Origin of the sequence: Polaribacter sp. HaHaR_3_91 (assembly GCF_019278525.1) — a bacterium.
GTDB lineage: Bacteria > Bacteroidota > Bacteroidia > Flavobacteriales > Flavobacteriaceae > Polaribacter.
On sequence record NZ_CP058986.1, the window covers coordinates 3,500,260 to 3,516,473 of the forward strand.

At 30.0% G+C, this 16,214-nt stretch carries 15 protein-coding genes; 8 read left to right on the forward strand and 7 right to left on the reverse strand.

Annotated features, from left to right (window positions below; translation table 11 throughout):
- Nucleotides 1-2: 2 nt before the first annotated feature.
- The 4 genes from H0I27_RS14655 to H0I27_RS14670 form a co-directional block, all read right to left on the reverse strand.
- Complete coding sequence (locus H0I27_RS14655; RefSeq protein WP_218731361.1) at nt 3-965, reverse strand: hypothetical protein; 963 nt, start codon at nt 963-965, stop codon at nt 3-5.
- Between the two features lie 50 nt (nt 966-1,015).
- Complete coding sequence (locus tag H0I27_RS14660; RefSeq protein ID WP_218731362.1) at nt 1,016-1,426, reverse strand: hypothetical protein; 411 nt, start codon at nt 1,424-1,426, stop codon at nt 1,016-1,018.
- Nucleotides 1,427-1,533: 107 nt separating this feature from the next.
- The gene (locus H0I27_RS14665; RefSeq protein WP_218731363.1) at nt 1,534-2,271 is read right to left on the reverse strand and encodes a LytTR family DNA-binding domain-containing protein; all 738 of its coding nucleotides are present in this window, start codon (nt 2,269-2,271) and stop codon (nt 1,534-1,536) included.
- On the reverse strand, nt 2,271-4,121 hold the full coding sequence (locus tag H0I27_RS14670) for a histidine kinase (protein WP_218731364.1): 1,851 nt from the start codon (nt 4,119-4,121) through the stop codon (nt 2,271-2,273). Before H0I27_RS14670 ends, H0I27_RS14665 begins: the two co-directional genes overlap by 1 nt.
- Before the next feature lie 182 nt (nt 4,122-4,303).
- Between H0I27_RS14670 and H0I27_RS14675 the strand changes: the two genes are divergently transcribed.
- From H0I27_RS14675 to H0I27_RS14705, 7 genes are all read left to right on the forward strand, one after another.
- On the forward strand, nt 4,304-4,645 hold the full coding sequence (locus H0I27_RS14675; protein ID WP_218731365.1) for a DUF3703 domain-containing protein: 342 nt from the start codon (nt 4,304-4,306) through the stop codon (nt 4,643-4,645).
- Between the two features lie 242 nt (nt 4,646-4,887).
- Nucleotides 4,888-5,427 carry a sigma-70 family RNA polymerase sigma factor gene (locus H0I27_RS14680; protein ID WP_218731366.1) on the forward strand — a complete coding sequence of 180 codons (540 nt, stop codon included), beginning with the start codon at nt 4,888-4,890 and terminating at the stop codon, nt 5,425-5,427.
- Between the two features lie 68 nt (nt 5,428-5,495).
- Complete coding sequence (locus H0I27_RS14685) at nt 5,496-6,386, forward strand: dienelactone hydrolase family protein (protein WP_218731367.1); 891 nt, start codon at nt 5,496-5,498, stop codon at nt 6,384-6,386.
- A 174-nt stretch (nt 6,387-6,560) separates the two neighbouring features.
- On the forward strand, nt 6,561-7,382 hold the full coding sequence (locus H0I27_RS14690) for a class I SAM-dependent methyltransferase (RefSeq protein WP_218731368.1): 822 nt from the start codon (nt 6,561-6,563) through the stop codon (nt 7,380-7,382).
- A gap of 78 nt (nt 7,383-7,460) precedes the next feature.
- The gene (locus H0I27_RS14695) at nt 7,461-8,918 is read left to right on the forward strand and encodes an NAD(P)/FAD-dependent oxidoreductase (RefSeq protein WP_218733919.1); all 1,458 of its coding nucleotides are present in this window, start codon (nt 7,461-7,463) and stop codon (nt 8,916-8,918) included.
- A 343-nt stretch (nt 8,919-9,261) separates the two neighbouring features.
- Nucleotides 9,262-10,326, forward strand: a complete 1,065-nt coding sequence (locus tag H0I27_RS14700) for a sensor histidine kinase (protein WP_218731369.1) — start codon at nt 9,262-9,264, stop codon at nt 10,324-10,326.
- Nucleotides 10,323-11,057: a LytTR family DNA-binding domain-containing protein gene (locus H0I27_RS14705; protein WP_218731370.1), complete on the forward strand. Its 735-nt coding sequence runs from the start codon at nt 10,323-10,325 to the stop codon at nt 11,055-11,057. The genes H0I27_RS14700 and H0I27_RS14705 overlap by 4 nt, the downstream gene beginning before the upstream one ends.
- A gap of 83 nt (nt 11,058-11,140) precedes the next feature.
- On the opposite strand, the gene H0I27_RS14710 is transcribed toward H0I27_RS14705, so the two are convergent.
- Entirely contained in the window at nt 11,141-12,292 is a 1,152-nt protein-coding gene (locus H0I27_RS14710; RefSeq protein WP_218731371.1) for an adenylyltransferase/cytidyltransferase family protein, read from the reverse strand.
- Nucleotides 12,293-12,485: 193 nt separating this feature from the next.
- Here H0I27_RS14710 and H0I27_RS14715 point away from each other — a divergent pair, with 193 nt between their 5' ends.
- Nucleotides 12,486-12,950 (forward strand): glycine--tRNA ligase subunit alpha, encoded by a 465-nt coding sequence (locus tag H0I27_RS14715; protein ID WP_218731372.1) that lies wholly within the window; start codon nt 12,486-12,488, stop codon nt 12,948-12,950.
- Nucleotides 12,951-13,036: 86 nt separating this feature from the next.
- Here the strand turns inward: H0I27_RS14715 and H0I27_RS14720 are convergent, their stop codons facing one another.
- On the reverse strand, nt 13,037-15,001 hold the full coding sequence (locus tag H0I27_RS14720; RefSeq protein ID WP_218731373.1) for a YgiQ family radical SAM protein: 1,965 nt from the start codon (nt 14,999-15,001) through the stop codon (nt 13,037-13,039).
- 297 nt (nt 15,002-15,298) lie between these two features.
- Complete coding sequence (locus tag H0I27_RS14725) at nt 15,299-16,045, reverse strand: DJ-1/PfpI family protein (RefSeq protein ID WP_218731374.1); 747 nt, start codon at nt 16,043-16,045, stop codon at nt 15,299-15,301.
- Nucleotides 16,046-16,214: the final 169 nt, after the last annotated feature.

Sequence of the window (16,214 nt, forward strand, 5' to 3'; positions counted from 1 at the left end):
TGTTATAAATCTGCTATGAGATATTGGTAATCTTGTGGCAACTGTGAAAATAAATAAAGAAAAATATCGTCTTTATCTGTAGTTTTGTAATCGTAATAGGTTAAATTTTTCTTTTTTAAATTCGGATAATTCATTTCAACTAAATACATCCCTACTACTTCGGTTAAAGGCTGATTTTTCTCTAGTCTTTTTCTTGGTTCATGTTTTTCAAAAGCGATATAAAATGAATTTAAATCTTTTTGATTGACCCAAATATTGCTTAAAAAAACAGGAGAATTTGGCTTAGAAAATTCTTTTCTTATTATGTAATCTATATTTTCTGCCTTTACAGATCCATAATTATTTGCAACAATAGCATTTTGCTTATATCTATATAATTCTGTGCTATCATTATACGCAGTGGGCTTTACTATCAATTCATAAAAACCCTTTTCTTCTCTTTCTATTTTAAAATCTATATGAGCTTCTCTTGTCCAGATATTTGGATATTTATCTAAAACGTTACCAATTTTATTTGAAAAATAATGAAACTTATTAAATGTAGGTTCAGATTTTAAACTAATACTAATGGAATGATTAAAGACATTTACATCAACACTTAAAACATCTTTATCTAACACTTCGTACAGTTCTTCTCTCAATACAATTTCTTGTTTTTGATAATCTGTTAACGCCTTAATACTCCTATCTTCTGTATCATGAGACGAAACACAAAGTGCTTTATCTTTTGCATCCCATTCAAAATTGATAACAACTTTAAGGTTTTCTTTAAGTGCTAATTCTACCCAGTATAAATTAGGATCCATATTGGCAGCATTAAAATTTCTTTCAAAAGTTATAATTTCATACTTGTTATTATGGTGCTCTTTTAAATACGCTACAAACCCTTTTTTTGCGTTCGTATTAGAAACTCCACAACCTACAAACAAGAATAAAATTCCAATTAAAAAACTATATAAAATCATTTTATGCATACCAATATCTTTTACCAATTACACTAAATATAAAATGCTTCTTATAAATTATTTTCCAATAAGTTAACAAGTACTTTAATTCTACTATCAACGTCTGGTGCATTTGAAATAGGACTATGATCTATCGTTAAAACTCCATTTGAAAATGTGAATCCATTAGCAGGATTGTGATGATCTTTGGTATTTAATATGTGTATTTCTTTTAAGCTTTCTGCTAATGCTTCTTTTCCCATATCGTCACTAGCAATAGATTTAAAAGCTTCTATAATTGGTAAGAAATATATTTTTGGGTATGAATCTGAATAAAGATGTAAAAAACGATCTTCAAATAAAGTGCTCCATTCAATGTTTAAAGTAACATCAAAACCAGCAGCTTCATTTATTTGTGCTTTTAATTCTGGAAATTGTTCTTCTTGAAATGTTTTTGTAAATCTGTTTTCTTTTAATCCCATGATATTTTAATTTAAAGGTTATTTGTTTATTTACCTCAAAACTAATATTTGATTAGGATGTTTTTAAAACCGTTTTACATTTGTCGTTCTTCGTTTTATAATTGCTTTTATAATGTATCTAAAATCTGTTTTAAGTACGATTTTTTACGAGTAGCAACAGGTATTTTCTCGCCATTTGTTAAGTAAACAGTGTTATTGGCGTTAATGGTTTTTATGTATTTTATGTTTACTAAATGTGATTGATGTATGCGCACAAAGGTGTGTTCACTTAAAATATTCTCATAATATTTTAGATTACGAGCACTCATTATTTTTTTATCTACAGTATGAAAAATGGTATACGCACCATCAGACTGACAACGAACAATGTCTTTTGTTTGAAGAAAATATTGTGCATCTGCTGTTTTAATTAATAAGGTTTTGTCAATTTCTTTTTTATTAATTTCAGAAACTTGGTTTAATGCATTTTTATAAACTTGTTCTTTTTTAAAACCAACTCTAAACCTATCTATACACTCTGATAGTTCTTCTGAATCTATCGGTTTAAGCAAATAATCTATCGTATCAAACTTTATTGCTTTTATAGCAAATTCATCATAAGCAGTAGTGAAAATTATTTTAAAAGTAATACTATCTAAAGCCTCCAAAATCTGAAAAGCATTACCACCAATCAACTCTATATCTAAGAAAACTAAATCTGGAGTTTCTTCTTTTAAAAATGAAATAGCATCTGTAACATTATCAATTTTAGCTACAACCTCAATGTCTTTTTGAGTATAGGTAATCAATTTATCTAATGTATTTAATGCATTAAATTCGTCTTCTATTATAACTGCTTTTATCATTAAAATTTTAATTTAAAAAATACTTTTGTTCCTGAAGGATTATTGTTTTTATCAAATAAATCTTGGAGTATAAATGATTTTTCTTCTCCCTTTTTCCTCATTTTTAAACGCTCCTTAAAAATAGTTGTTGCATGTAGGTCTTCCGTTACTTCTTCTTCTTTTGCTTTTACAGACCTCCCTACTCCATTATCTAAAATAACGAATAACAGCTCATCTCCTTTCTTTTCTATTTGAAGTAATAATTTACCATCCTCTTTTTTCTCTTTTAAACCATACTCTATGGCATTTTCTAAAAAAGGTTGTAACAACATTGGCGGCACTTGTATTTTAGAAACATCCATCAATTGATCGATTTCTATAGTATACGAAAAAACATTATTAAAGCGTAATTGTTGTGTTTCTATATAATTAGAAATCATGGCAATTTCTTTATCTAAAGAGATTGATTCTTTTCTAACATAATCGAAGTTTTGTCGAATCAACTTAGAAAACTTAGCGATATAATTAGATGATTTTATAGCATTTCCTTCTAAAGTTATATTCTGGATAGCAGCTAATGTATTGAATATAAAATGTGGATTCATTTGTACACGTAGCAAACTTTGCTCTAACTTTGATGCTTTATTTGCTGCTCTTAACTTGGTATTATACACATAAAAAGCAGTTGCAATGGCTAGAAATATAAATAACAAAATAGTACTTATTAAAAGCCACTGATTTCTTGTATTTATTTCTTTTTGATGATTTATTTCTGTTTCTTTTTTCTTTACTTCATAATTAACATTTGCAAAATTTAAGAGTCTATCTTTTTCTAAAGCATTCACATTCAACTGCAAACTATCTCTAATTATTTGGTTATCTAAAGCTCTAACAAAATCTTCTTTCAAAATAGAAATAGCAATAAGCTTACCTCTAACCTCTATTTCCTCTTTTACATTTTTATTAGCAACATAAATATCTAGGGCCTTTTTATAATTAACTGCTGCAGAGTCGTATTCAGATTTTAACAAAAACAAATTACCCAAACCTTTATAAGGCGCAGCATTTATTGCTTTTATATTGTTATTTAAAGTAGCAGCACCTCTTAAAAATTTTTCTGCATTTTCATATTTCACTGCATCAATGTAAGTGTAACCTATATTATTTAAAACACTTGCTAATAAGACAGGATTCCGTATAGACTGACTTAAAGCCATCGCTTCAGAATAACTATTTAAAGCTTTATTATACTCCCTTAATTGCAAATAAACACTAGCTATATTATTTTTTATTGAAACAATAGAAGTAGTATCCATTTCTTTAGAAAACAAACTATCCGTTATTTTTATATAAGACAAAGCTTTGTCATAATCTTTTAATTTAAAATGAAGATTAAATAGTTGGTTATAAGCTTTACCTTCTATTCTTTTATCTTCTGTTAACTGAGCCAAATGCAATGCTTTAAGCGCGTATATTTGCGATGTTTCTACATCTCCCATATGTAATGCAGCTCCACTTAATGTTATCAAACTACGCCCTTGGTTATAAATATCATTTAATTCAACAAATAATTTATAACACTTTAAATGCGTATTAAATGCTTCTTGATATTTAAAATTTATATATAAAAATTCTCCTTTTTTAAACAGCAACATTGCACGTTCTAAGGATGTTAAATCTTTCCTATTTTGTAATAAACTATCTAATTCTAAAAAAAAATATTCTGTTTGTGTTTGCGTAATACTATCTAAGCTAGCTAGTTTATTTTTTATGTCCGGGCGAATAACATCTTGTTTGGAACAAGCTAAAAACAATAGTATTAAAGACATCGCAAAACTTAATTGCCATAATCTTTTCTTTTTTAAAATCATAAAAACTGAAATAGAAAATGTTTGAACAAGCTAAAATAAGCAATCATCAATACTCTAATAAAAAAAATACTTTTATTTTTGCTAAACCAAACATTTTATTAGAACAAAATGGAAATTGATAACAGTATTTTTTTTAGATTTTCTGCATCTTTATAGATCTAGCTTTGTCTATTAGGAAAAATATGAGCAATCAAAAATTGAAATCAGAATTCAAGAATCAATTAAATATAGCAAAAGTAGCAATATGCAAAAAGCAGTATAAAACAGCTTTTTATCATTTAGAAAACGCACATATCTTAGGACAAAATAACTTGTACAGACATACTTTAAGTCATTATTACATGCTGATATTTGGCTTAAAAACAAAAAATAATAAAGAAATCATTGGGCAAGTCTTAAGAATTTTTGCATCTATTTTGTTTACATTAATTTGGGTTCCTATAGGTAATACAGGCGGTACCAACATTTCTCCAGTAAAAATAATTCCTATTAGAAAAGAATTAAAAAAATATTTCTTAAATTAATGCATCTTTTTAAATGATACCCCGTCTATTAGGTGAACATTAAATATAGAATATCATGAAAAATACAAATTGTAACTGTAATTGTGAAGGTTGTAAAACCGAAGATTGTAAAAATTGTATATGTACAAACTGTACGTGTAATAATTGTAATTGTTAAATAAATATCATTTCGAACTGAGGAATAAAGAGAACACTCAATCGTTACTCATTTCGGAATGATATCTTATACTTAAAAATACCGTATGACTACAAAACAAGTTTGGACTTTATATTCTAAAGATTTAAAACGATTTATTATCAGCAAGGTAAAAGATACAACTATTGCAGATGATATTTTGCAGGATACCTTTATTAAAATTCACACAAAACTACACACCTTAAAAGATATTAAAAAGCTAAAATCTTGGTGTTTTACGGTTGCTAGAAATTCTATTTTAGACTATTGGAGAACCAATAATAAAACTTTTGAAATTGCCAATTTTGAAGCAGAAACAAGTATTTTAAAAGAAGAACATACAGAAAAAGACTGTTTAATAGGTATTTTAAATCATTTACCAAAAAAATACAGAGACCCGTTATTTCTTTCGGACATAAAAGGGATGAAACAGCAAGAGGTTGCAGATCAATTAAAACTGTCTTTACCAACTACAAAATCTCAAATACAACGTGCTCGAAAATTAATTGCAGAAGGCTTTATGGATTGTTGCGGTTTTGTTTTAAATGATGATGGTAATTTGGTTGGAGAAATTAAGGAAAAAGAAGATTGTAAAGTTTGTAAATAAATTAACCATAAACATCATCTTATTATTTATCTTAGTTGAAATTATAACAAAATTAAAACACCCCAACTATGGCAGCACTTAAAAAAGAAGACATTAGTCAAGAAGTATTTGACTTATATGACGACTATGCACATAACAAAATAGACAGAAAGCAATTTCTAAAAAAACTATCATTATATGCTGTTGGAGCAATTACATTACCAGCTTTATTAAGTTTTATTTCTCCTAATTATGTAGATGCTATCTTGGTAGAACCTAACGATCCTAGATTAAAATCTGAAACCATAAATTACGCCTCTCCTAAAGGTGGAAAAAAAATGACAGGTTTACTCTCCATTCCTAAAGATCCAAAAGGTAAACTACCCGGAATTATAGTTGTCCACGAAAACCGAGGATTAAACCCGTACATAAAAGATGTTGGCAGAAGAGCTGCCTTAGAAGATTTTATAACATTAGCGCCAGATGCACTTTCTCCAATGGGAGGATATCCTGGTAATGATGATGATGGTAGAGATATGCAAAAAAAGAGAGATCAAAGCGAAATGCTAGAAGACTTTATTGCTGGCTACAACTACCTTAAATCTCATGAAGATTGTAACGGAAAAGTAGCAGTTGTTGGTTTCTGCTTTGGAGGTTGGATTTCTAATATGATGGCAGTTAGAATACCAGAATTAGCAGCTGCCGTTCCATATTACGGAAGGCAACCAGAAACAGAAGATGCTAAAAAAATTAAGGCTCCTTTACTATTACAATATGCCGGTTTAGACAAAAGGGTTAATGATGGTTGGCCCGCTTTTGAAAAAACTTTAAAAGAAAATAATATTGAACACGAAGCACATTTTTACCCTGAGGTAAACCATGGCTTTCATAACAATACAACCCCCAGATATGATGAAGCAGCAGCTGATTTATCCTGGAAAAGAACCATCGATTTTTTTAACAAGCATTTAAAAGAATAATTTAATAAATGTAAGCTACAATAACGAAGCATTGTGTTTATTTACAATCGTTTCTCAATTTATAATGAGAAACGATTGATAAATCTATTTTTTAATTAGATTCCTTCTCATTCTTTCTTTAGAATGACAATTTAATGTTTATAATTATTTACTTTTATCTTTTAAATATTTAAGGTGAAAAATAAAACTCTTATCAGTAAAGAATTAGACAATTTCTACAACAAAGCATCAGAAGAAACCAGACTAGAAAAAGGTATGGGGATATTTGAATTTGAACGTATTAAAAATCTCATACAGTTACATATTTCTAATCCAAAATCTAGAATTATTGATGTTGGTGGCGGAACCGGTAAATATTCTGAATGGTTGGCAAAAAATAATCATACCGTTCATTTAATAGAACCTGTTTTAAAACATATAAAATTGGCTGAAAAAAGAGCCAAAAAATTAAAAAACCCTTTTTCTGTTGCTATAGGTGAAGCTAAAAATTTACCTTTTGAAGACAATGTTGCCGATTTGGTAATTTTACACGGACCTTTATATCATTTACAAAAAAGAGAAGATAGAGTTGCAGCTATTCTTGAAGCAAAAAGAGTGTTAAAAAAAGGTGGAATTATTTTAGGTTTTGCTATTAACGCAACTGCCTCTACCGTTGTTGGTTTAATGAATGGAATGATTCATGCAAACTCATTTTTTGATATGTGCAAAAAAGAACTTACTACAGGTGTTCATGATGCACCAAAAGACTTTCCTTTTCTATTAGCTGATGCTTTTTATCACAAACCAGCTGGGTTAAAAGCTGAATTTCTAGAGCAAAACCTCAACTTTATAAACCTGTGTGCCGTAGAAGGTATGATTTGGTTAGACAATGAATATTTTGCAAATATGTTAGATAAGAAAAAATCGAAAACATTAAAAGCATTGCAAAATCTCACACAAAATGATGAGTATTTATTACCTTTTAGTCCGCATATGATGATTGCCGTAAAGAAATAACTTCGTTTCTTTTTTAAATTTATATAAAATAAACTCGCTATATAACTAATTAAAAATAGTCTTTAGAAAACGAATAAAATAACTAAAGTGAAAGATAAAGAGGTCTATTGGGGAGTTTGTAAAAACTGTAAAGGAACAGGAAAAAAAAGGAAAAGTCTTCCTAAAAAAACACGACTCATTTACAAAAATTCATTAGAACAATTTAAAAAATCAAATGGAGAAATTCCCCCTCCAGTTTTACATAAAGGACCACTAGACACATGTGCTAAATGTAAAGGAACTGGACTTATTGAATCTAACACCTTGCCAACTGTAGACACAGAAAACTACCCACACATTGCCATTATTGGTGGCGGAATTGGAGGCGTTGCATTAGCTGTTGCATGTTTACATCGCGGAATTCCCTTTACACTTTATGAACGAGATGTTAGTTTTAATACACGCTCTCAAGGTTACGGACTTACCCTCCAACAAGCAAGCAAAGCTATGGCTGGGTTAGGTATTGTAAATTTAAAAGACGGAATTACATCTACTACGCACATAGTTCACACAACGACAGGAGAAGTTATTGGTGAATGGGGAATTAGAAAATGGGGAAGATCAGAAACAAAAGTATCACCAAAACGGACAAATATTCACATTGCAAGACAATCTTTACGTTTGGCTTTACTAGAGCAGTTGGACAATACTGATAGCGTAAAGTGGGGACACAAATTATTAAATTATAAAGAGTCTGAAGATGGAAATATTGATATCAACTTTAAAGTAAACGACAAAGTTAGAACAGAAAAAGCAAATTTAATTGTTGGTGCAGACGGAATTAGAAGTACCGTAAGAAAACTGTTAATTGGTGACGATATTTCTCCTTTACGCTACTTAGACTGCATTGTTATTTTAGGTATTTGTCCTCTAAAAAATCTAGATGGAATTGAAAGCCCATTATTAGATTCCGCTACCGTTTTTCAAACTGCTAATGGTAATGAACGCATCTATATGATGCCTTTCGATTCGGAAACCATCATGTGGCAACTTAGTTTTCCTTTATCAGAAAAAAAAGCAAAAGAACTTAATATTAAAGGGGCTAAATTTCTTAAAGAAGAAGCGTGCAAAAGAACGCAATGGCACAGTCCAATCCCTCAAATTGTTGCTGCGACCAATGAAGCTCAAATATCAGGTTATCCTGTTTACGACAGGCCCCTACTGAATACTAAATTGCTAGAAAAAGAATCTAAAGTAACACTCATTGGAGATGCAGCTCACCCTATGAGTCCGTTTAAAGGACAAGGAGCAAACCAAGCTTTGTTAGATGCTTTATCACTTGCACGAAGCATTACTAAAAACTGCAAACCGCTATCTAAATGGAGAGAGATTGGTATACGAAAAAGTGTGCTTACTAAATTTGAAGCTGAAATGATAACCCGTAGTGCCTCCAAAGTAAAAGATTCCGCAGAGGCTGCAAAATTATTACATTCAGAAATTGTACTTTATAAAGGAGATGGCCCGAGAGGCAAGCATCGAAAGAAAAAAGGAGAATAATTTTTAATTTTAAAACGCGACAACCCTCTTAAAAATACTGACAATCAACCTACTGAAATGTTTATTATTCTTTATTTTATTGATTAGATGAAATTTCCGTTGCTCACTTTCAAATTACCGCTTATCATATTATCAAATTAAAAAGCAGTTTACTCACTTACATTTACCAAACCATTCTAAAAACAATAAATTATGATTGTAATTGTAAAAGCAGTAATAGAAATAGTTGAAAAAACAATTGAACTTGTTTTTCAAGTATTCTTGTGATAAATTCATTTAATAATTGATAAAAAAATTAAAATTAGATTTAATTTGTAAGTTAGACAATTAGAATACTCAATACATGAATTTATCTTTAAAAAGATTTTATATACTATTCAACCTCATTGGATGGGTCCTTTTATTTACAGCAACATTGGCTGGTCCAAAACTGTTTCTTTCAGGCACTATATTGGCTCCTGAACAGATATTATATTACTGGCTAGAAACTATTACGTGTGCACTGCTTGCTTTTACGCTAACGTTTTTAATTTCTTTTTATATTGATAAAAAAATTAATTTTAACAGCGACTGGAAGCCTATTACTTGGAAGATTCTTCTAATTTTTACAATTGTACAAGCATTATACTCTTTATTTATCTGGCCAATGTTAGATTTTGTTCAAGAGTACACCAATTACGAATCAACTCACATAATGAATTTTGTAGGTAAAATATATAATGTTTTTTATTTTTCTACCTTATTTGTAATCTGGCTTTTTGTTTTTTTAACCATTAAAATTTACCATCAATTAAAAACGGTTCAAATAAAACAGCTAGAATTAAAGGCTACTTTAAAAGAATCTCAATTAAACACTTTAAAAGGACAAATCAATCCACATTTTATGTTTAATAGCTTAAATAATATACGTGGCCTTATGCTAGAGGATGTTGATAAAGCAAGAAATATGCTTACTAGCTTATCAGAAACCTTACGCTATTCTCTTACAAAAAGCGCTCTAAATTCAATTTCTCTAGAAGATGAATTAGAAATGGTAGAAAATTACATAGAAATTTCTAAAATTCAATTTGAAGATCGCTTACACTTCGAAACTCATATTGATAAAAATTCTTTAAGCAAACAAATTCCACCAATGATCATTCAAATGTTAATTGAGAATGCATTGAAACACGGAATTTCTAATTTAAAACTAGGAGGTAAAATAACCTTATCGACTGCTATAGAAAGTAATCACTTGCAAATCGAAGTTATAAATTCAGGCACCTTACAAAAGACTAAAAAAGGTACTCAATTAGGAATAAAAAATATTAAAAAGAGGTTAAAACTACTCTATGGAGAAACTGCTAATTTTAGATTAGTAGAAATAGAAAATCAGGTAATTGCCTCTATTAAAATTCCACTAATATGATAAAGTTAAAAGCAGTTATTGTAGAAGATTCCCGTTTGGCTCGTAATGAGTTAAAAGAACTAATTAAGGCACATAAAGAAATAGAAATAATAGGAGAAGCAGAAAATGTAGACGATGCTTTTAAGTTGATTAATGACACAAAGCCCGATCTTCTTTTTTTAGACATTAACATGCCTGAAAAAGATGGATTTGAACTCTTAGAAATGTTAAGCGAAGTACCTATTACAATTTTTACCACTGCGTTTGATGAATATGCGATTAAATCTTTTGAATACAATGCTTTTGATTACCTGTTAAAACCAATTAATCAAAAACGTTTTTCCACAAGTATTGAGAAAGTAATTGAAAGTATTAGTAAAAATGAAACTGCTACTATTAACAAAAATGAGAATGCTTTAAGTTTAGAGAAACAAATTTTTATTAAAGACGGAGAAAATTGTTGGTTAGTAAAATTAAAAGATATTTTGCTATTTGAAATTGTAGGCAATTACACGCGGGTTTACTTTGATCAGAAAAAACCATTAATTTACAAATCATTAGCACAAGTAGAAGAAAAACTACCAACAGAAGTATTTTTTAGAGCTAACAGACAACAGATTATCAACATTAACCACGTTAAAAAAGTGGTTTCTTGGTTTAACGGAAAGTTAAAAATAGAAATGAATTCTGGCGAAGAAATAGAAATTTCTAGAAGACAATCTTACTTATTTAAAGAACAGTTGAGTTTCTAATTCAGCTATTTTAGAGCAAAAAAAAAAGTTTTTCATCCTTTAACAAAAGGATGAAAAACTTTAATCTATCTTTTTTAGAAAAACTATAAAGCTTCTTTTCTTCTTACTTTAATTTTCATTGCACCTTCAATAGGTTTGTCAGAAACTAAAATTAAATATCCTGCTCCTCCAGCTCCTGCTAGTTTCCAAGCAAGTGACTTTTCCTTATATTTTTCTATTTCTTTAAGAATTTTATCATTTACCATTGCCGGAAACATTTTTACTTGTGCATCAAATGACTTTAAAAATGCTTCAGAGAACTTCTCTAAATCTTTATTTTGAATCGCATCCCAAACTTCTTCAGAAGCATTTGCTAAAGACTTTACATTCTCTTCCGTAATATAAGTTTCTCCTAATAAATCTAAACCTTGTTCTCTAGGCCATAATAATACCATCTGAATATGATCTTCTAACCAACCTAAAATAGATTCATCATGTACAGATTCAAATTGTGTTGGCCAATAACCATCACTATAATAATGTCTAACAAGACCTGGCATACAAATACCTATTGCATCTTGAGCTCCAGAAACCATCGTAGAACCTGGTGTATTTTCAAACTTAAAAAGTATTTCTGCTAATTTCTGTGGTTTCTCTAATGGTAAATAATGAGGCCATATTTTTTTTGCAGCATTTCTAGTAGAAGTAGACATTCCACAACGTTCATTATACTCAATAATTGGTTCTAAAGAAAGTGTAATTGCCCAACCTGGATGAAATTTAGAAACATAAGGTTGATCGATCCACGTACCACCAAGATCTATTCTGTAAGGCAAACTACAAATACCACCTGTTCTTAAAGAAGTTGTAGACCTTTCTGGCAGACCAGCATCCGGAATTCTCTTCAAGTTTTTTAACTCAATATTTAACTCATTACATAATTCTTCTTTTGCTGGCGAAAAACCATCTTCATTTACAATAAAGTAATCTGGTTTTAATGCCTCTAGGTCTTCTTTAAAATCCAGCATTCCAGAACCAGAGTTCACAAAAGCATTTTTCACATATTTAATGGCATTAATCATATAAATTCTTTCTTGTTCAGAATTTATAGTATGACGCCCTTTTAATTCAGACACAGTAGCATCCGAACCAATACCTACATATAAATCTCCATACGTAGAAGCCTCTTTAAAAAATGCAATATGCCCACTATGTAGCATATCAAAACAACCTGATACAAATACTTTCTTCTTCATCAATTATAACTATTTTTTGTAATTCACTCTATTTGAACAGTAAAAATACTGCATTTATTTTAAAAGGTAAGTTTCTTAAACTAGTTTTCATTAAAATCAGAAAAACCTTTACAAACATTTACATTATCTTTATATTCTATGTTACTTTTTATAATTTTACGTGTCTAATAAGTAACAGACATAAAATACAATCATGAAAAAAACACAATCCCTATTAGTTTTAATATTTCTTTTTTTAGCAGCAACTTCTTACGCACAAGAAGTAGTCTATAAAGACACAACATATACTGTTAAAAGGAAATCAATTTATTTAGCAAAAGTAGATGTAACAAAAACCTTAAAACCAGAAAAGGTAAATGAAATTTTTGCTATTCATAAAATAAATGAAGACATAATAGAAGCTGCAAAAAAAGCAGAAAAAGAAAAAAAAGCAACCCAAAAGAAACTAAAGAAAGCTGAAAAGGCTTTAAAGAGTAAAATTAAAGCTCAGAAAAAATTAAGCAAAGCAAACGACAAACTAGATAGTGGTATTAAAAAATACAATAAGCTTAAAAAGAAAGGCGACTTATCTCCTAATGACGACCAAAAATGGTTAGATAAAATAGTGAAGCTAAAAAAGAACGTTACAAAAGCAGAAAAGAATTTTAAAAAATCATAAATAACAATTTTAAAAATTCTTATTTGTAAAAAAAGGTCTGGTTTATAATAAACCAGACCTTTTTTTGTTATATAATTTTATAAATATTACCTCCTTCTTTTTGGAGCTCTACTTACTTTTTTCTTTCGCTTATTAAAAGGAACAGGCACTGCATCATCAAAAGTATTCTTAGTTTCTTTTGCATTTTTGTTCTTTTTCCAAGAATTATTTTCAGGTAATAATTTCTGTAATAAATCTTGTCTTCCAACTTTGTTCAACGTGTTTTTAATCCAATCTTTATTTTCTTTCTTATACCAAAAGAAAAATTTATGTTGGTCTTCACGCTCTTTTTTAGTCTTAGGTGTTTTGGTTGGTTTTAAAGTATAAGGGTGATATCCTGAATAATAAATTACCGTTGCAACCGTCATTGGTGTTGGGGTAAAACCTTGCACTTGTTCTAACTGAAAGCCCATATCTTTGGTTTCTGCAGCTAAATTTGCCATGTCTTCCACTTCACTTGCTGGGTGACTAGAAATAAAATACGGAATCAATTGTAAGTTCAATTTCTTCTTAATATTTATTTTATCGAAACGCTCTTTAAACATATGAAAATATTTAAAAGAAGGTTTACGCATCAGCTTTAAAACAGGATCAGAAGTATGTTCTGGCGCAACTTTTAATCGTCCAGAAACGTGCTTTGTCATTACCTCTTCTGTATATGCATCCAACTCTTTTGGATCTGCATTTTTATTGAATTCTGGCACCAACATATCATGTCTAATTCCACTTCCAATAAAAGACTTTTTAATCTTCGGATGTTTATCAACTGCTTGATATAATTCCGTTAAAGGTTTATGAGACGTATCTAAATTAGAACAAATTACGGGCGATATACAACTAGGTGCCACACACTTGTCGCAAATAGATTGCACTTTTCCTTTCATCTGATACATATTAGCAGAAGGTCCACCAATATCAGATAAATATCCTTTAAAGTCTGGCATATTTGCCACTTTATCAATTTCTCTTAAAACAGACTCCTGACTTCTACTTGCAATAAATTTTCCTTGGTGTGCAGAAATTGTACAAAAACTACAACCACCAAAACATCCTCTGTGAATGTTAATAGAAAACTTTATCATTTCAAACGCAGGTATTGGTCCACGTTTGTCATATTTTGGGTGTGGTAAACGTGTAAAAGGCAAATCGAAAGAACCATCAATTTCCTTTTCTGTCATGGTAGGAAACGGCGGATTAATCACCAACGTATTCTCTCCTACTCGTTGTAAAACTCTACGTGCTTTTAACTTATTAGACTCTTGTTCTATCACTTTAAAATTAGAAGCAAACGTTTTCTTATCCTTTAAACAAGCCTCATGAGAATTAATAGTAACATCTTCCCAATCATTTACAACAGGTAATTTCTCTTTCTTTTCATTAACGTAAATAGCCGTTTGTTTAATGTTTTTTAAACTAGAAAACGGAACCCCTTTTTGCATCAATTCTACAATTTCTCGCAAAGGCTGTTCACCCATTCCATAAACCAACATATCTGCTTTAGACGTCTCTAAAATACCTGGCAACAACTTATCAGACCAATAATCATAATGCGTTACACGTCTTAAAGAAGCTTCAATACCTCCAATTAAGACAGGAATATCCGGAAACTTATCTTTTAAAATCTTAGAATATACAGACGTAGCATAATCGGGTCTAAACCCTTTATCACCATTTGGTGTATACGCATCTTTATCTCTACGCTTTTTACTTGCCGTATAGTTAGAAACCATCGGATCCATACAACCACCAGTAACCCCAAAAAACAAACGAGGCTTTCCTAGTTTTTCAAAATCTTGTAAATTATCGTTTACACTTGGTTGCGGCACAATAGCCACACGCAAACCGTAACTCTCTAAAATACGACCGATTACTGCAGGTCCAAATGATGGATGATCTACATAAGCGTCTCCGCTAAATAAAATAACGTCTAATTCTTCCCAACCACGAATTTTCACTTCCTTGTTTGTAGTTGGTAACCAGTCTGTTAATTGATGTCTCTTAGGTTCTTGCATAGTTTGCAAAAATACAAGAATTTTAATAGAAAAAACACTTATTTTAAGAATGTCTTTTTTTAGATTAATTTGAAGCTATTTCCTGCTTTCACTACTCGCTTTTTTTATGCAGAAAAAGCATAAAAAAGAGCTCAAACAGACCGTTCAATCAGGGCTAGACTTGTTAGGAAACTAATTGAGAAACCAAAACTTTAAGTAAATCGTCATTACGAGGAAGAATGACGAAGTAATCTGTTTGTTTTTAGTTCCAACTTAAGAGATTGCTTCGTAAACTCGCAATGACAATTATAACAACAGTTACTCCACAATTAAATGCGGTACCTCATCTACATTCCAATCAATAACCAAACCACCAGCTAAAGATTTTGCTACTTCTTTTCCGTATAAAAATTCACATAAATACAACGCAGCTTCAAAAGATTTTGCGCCACCGGCAGAAGTAATATATTTTCCGTCGTGCACAAATAAAACTTCTTTTCTAATATCTAAATCAGGAAACTTAGTTCTCATTTTATCAATATCACTCGGAAAAGTAGTAGAAACTCTATCATTTAACAAACCTGCTTTTGCTAATACAAAAGCGCCATCGCAATGAGAAGTCATAAAAGTAGCGTCTTTATCTACTCGTTTTACAAAGTCTATCATTGCAGTATCTTCTAAATCGGAATCTAAATGATGCTCTGCAGACGGAACCACTAAAATATCTATTTTTGGTAACGAATCTTTTAGATAATTAAAATCTGGCAAAATTCTCATTCCTTCAAAAGTAGTAATCGGATTGTCTGTGTTTGCAACAGTAAACACATTCATTGCCTTAATATTTTCTCTAAAAATGGTGTGCTGAAAAATATCGAAAGGAGCAGTTAGTTCTGTATTAAAGGTTCCGTCCATAATTAAAAAAGCAACATTATATCTGTCTTTTTCTAATTTTGGAAATACTTTTTTAGGTTGAATCTCTTTTACATTTTCAGTGCTCTTTTCTACTTCTTTAGATTGACAACTTATTATTAAAATTACTGATAACAACAAAAATACTTTTTTCATCTTTTGGCTTTTAGTAAAGTTTAAAAATAGGCAAAAACTCTTAGCCCTGATTGAAACGGCATCCTTTTTATGCTGAACTCGTTTCTGTATTATTAAGCTTATAGAAATGCTATTTGATAAAAGAGAGTGAATGCTGAACTAAAGTCAGCATAAAAAGATATAGTGTAAA

What these genes read in the sequence shown, in the direction of transcription:
- H0I27_RS14655 (WP_218731361.1), bottom strand. Translation starts at nt 965, where the DNA reads ATGATTTTATATAGTTTTTTAATTGGAATTTTATTCTTGTTTGTAGGT.
- H0I27_RS14660 (WP_218731362.1), bottom strand. Translation starts at nt 1,426, where the DNA reads ATGGGATTAAAAGAAAACAGATTTACAAAAACATTTCAAGAAGAACAA.
- H0I27_RS14665 (WP_218731363.1), bottom strand. Translation starts at nt 2,271, where the DNA reads ATGATAAAAGCAGTTATAATAGAAGACGAATTTAATGCATTAAATACA.
- H0I27_RS14670 (WP_218731364.1), bottom strand. Translation starts at nt 4,121, where the DNA reads ATGATTTTAAAAAAGAAAAGATTATGGCAATTAAGTTTTGCGATGTCT.
- H0I27_RS14675 (WP_218731365.1), top strand. Translation starts at nt 4,304, where the DNA reads ATGAGCAATCAAAAATTGAAATCAGAATTCAAGAATCAATTAAATATA.
- H0I27_RS14680 (WP_218731366.1), top strand. Translation starts at nt 4,888, where the DNA reads ATGACTACAAAACAAGTTTGGACTTTATATTCTAAAGATTTAAAACGA.
- H0I27_RS14685 (WP_218731367.1), top strand. Translation starts at nt 5,496, where the DNA reads ATGGCAGCACTTAAAAAAGAAGACATTAGTCAAGAAGTATTTGACTTA.
- H0I27_RS14700 (WP_218731369.1), top strand. Translation starts at nt 9,262, where the DNA reads ATGAATTTATCTTTAAAAAGATTTTATATACTATTCAACCTCATTGGA.
- H0I27_RS14705 (WP_218731370.1), top strand. Translation starts at nt 10,323, where the DNA reads ATGATAAAGTTAAAAGCAGTTATTGTAGAAGATTCCCGTTTGGCTCGT.
- H0I27_RS14710 (WP_218731371.1), bottom strand. Translation starts at nt 12,292, where the DNA reads ATGAAGAAGAAAGTATTTGTATCAGGTTGTTTTGATATGCTACATAGT.
- H0I27_RS14715 (WP_218731372.1), top strand. Translation starts at nt 12,486, where the DNA reads ATGAAAAAAACACAATCCCTATTAGTTTTAATATTTCTTTTTTTAGCA.
- H0I27_RS14720 (WP_218731373.1), bottom strand. Translation starts at nt 15,001, where the DNA reads ATGCAAGAACCTAAGAGACATCAATTAACAGACTGGTTACCAACTACA.
- H0I27_RS14725 (WP_218731374.1), bottom strand. Translation starts at nt 16,045, where the DNA reads ATGAAAAAAGTATTTTTGTTGTTATCAGTAATTTTAATAATAAGTTGT.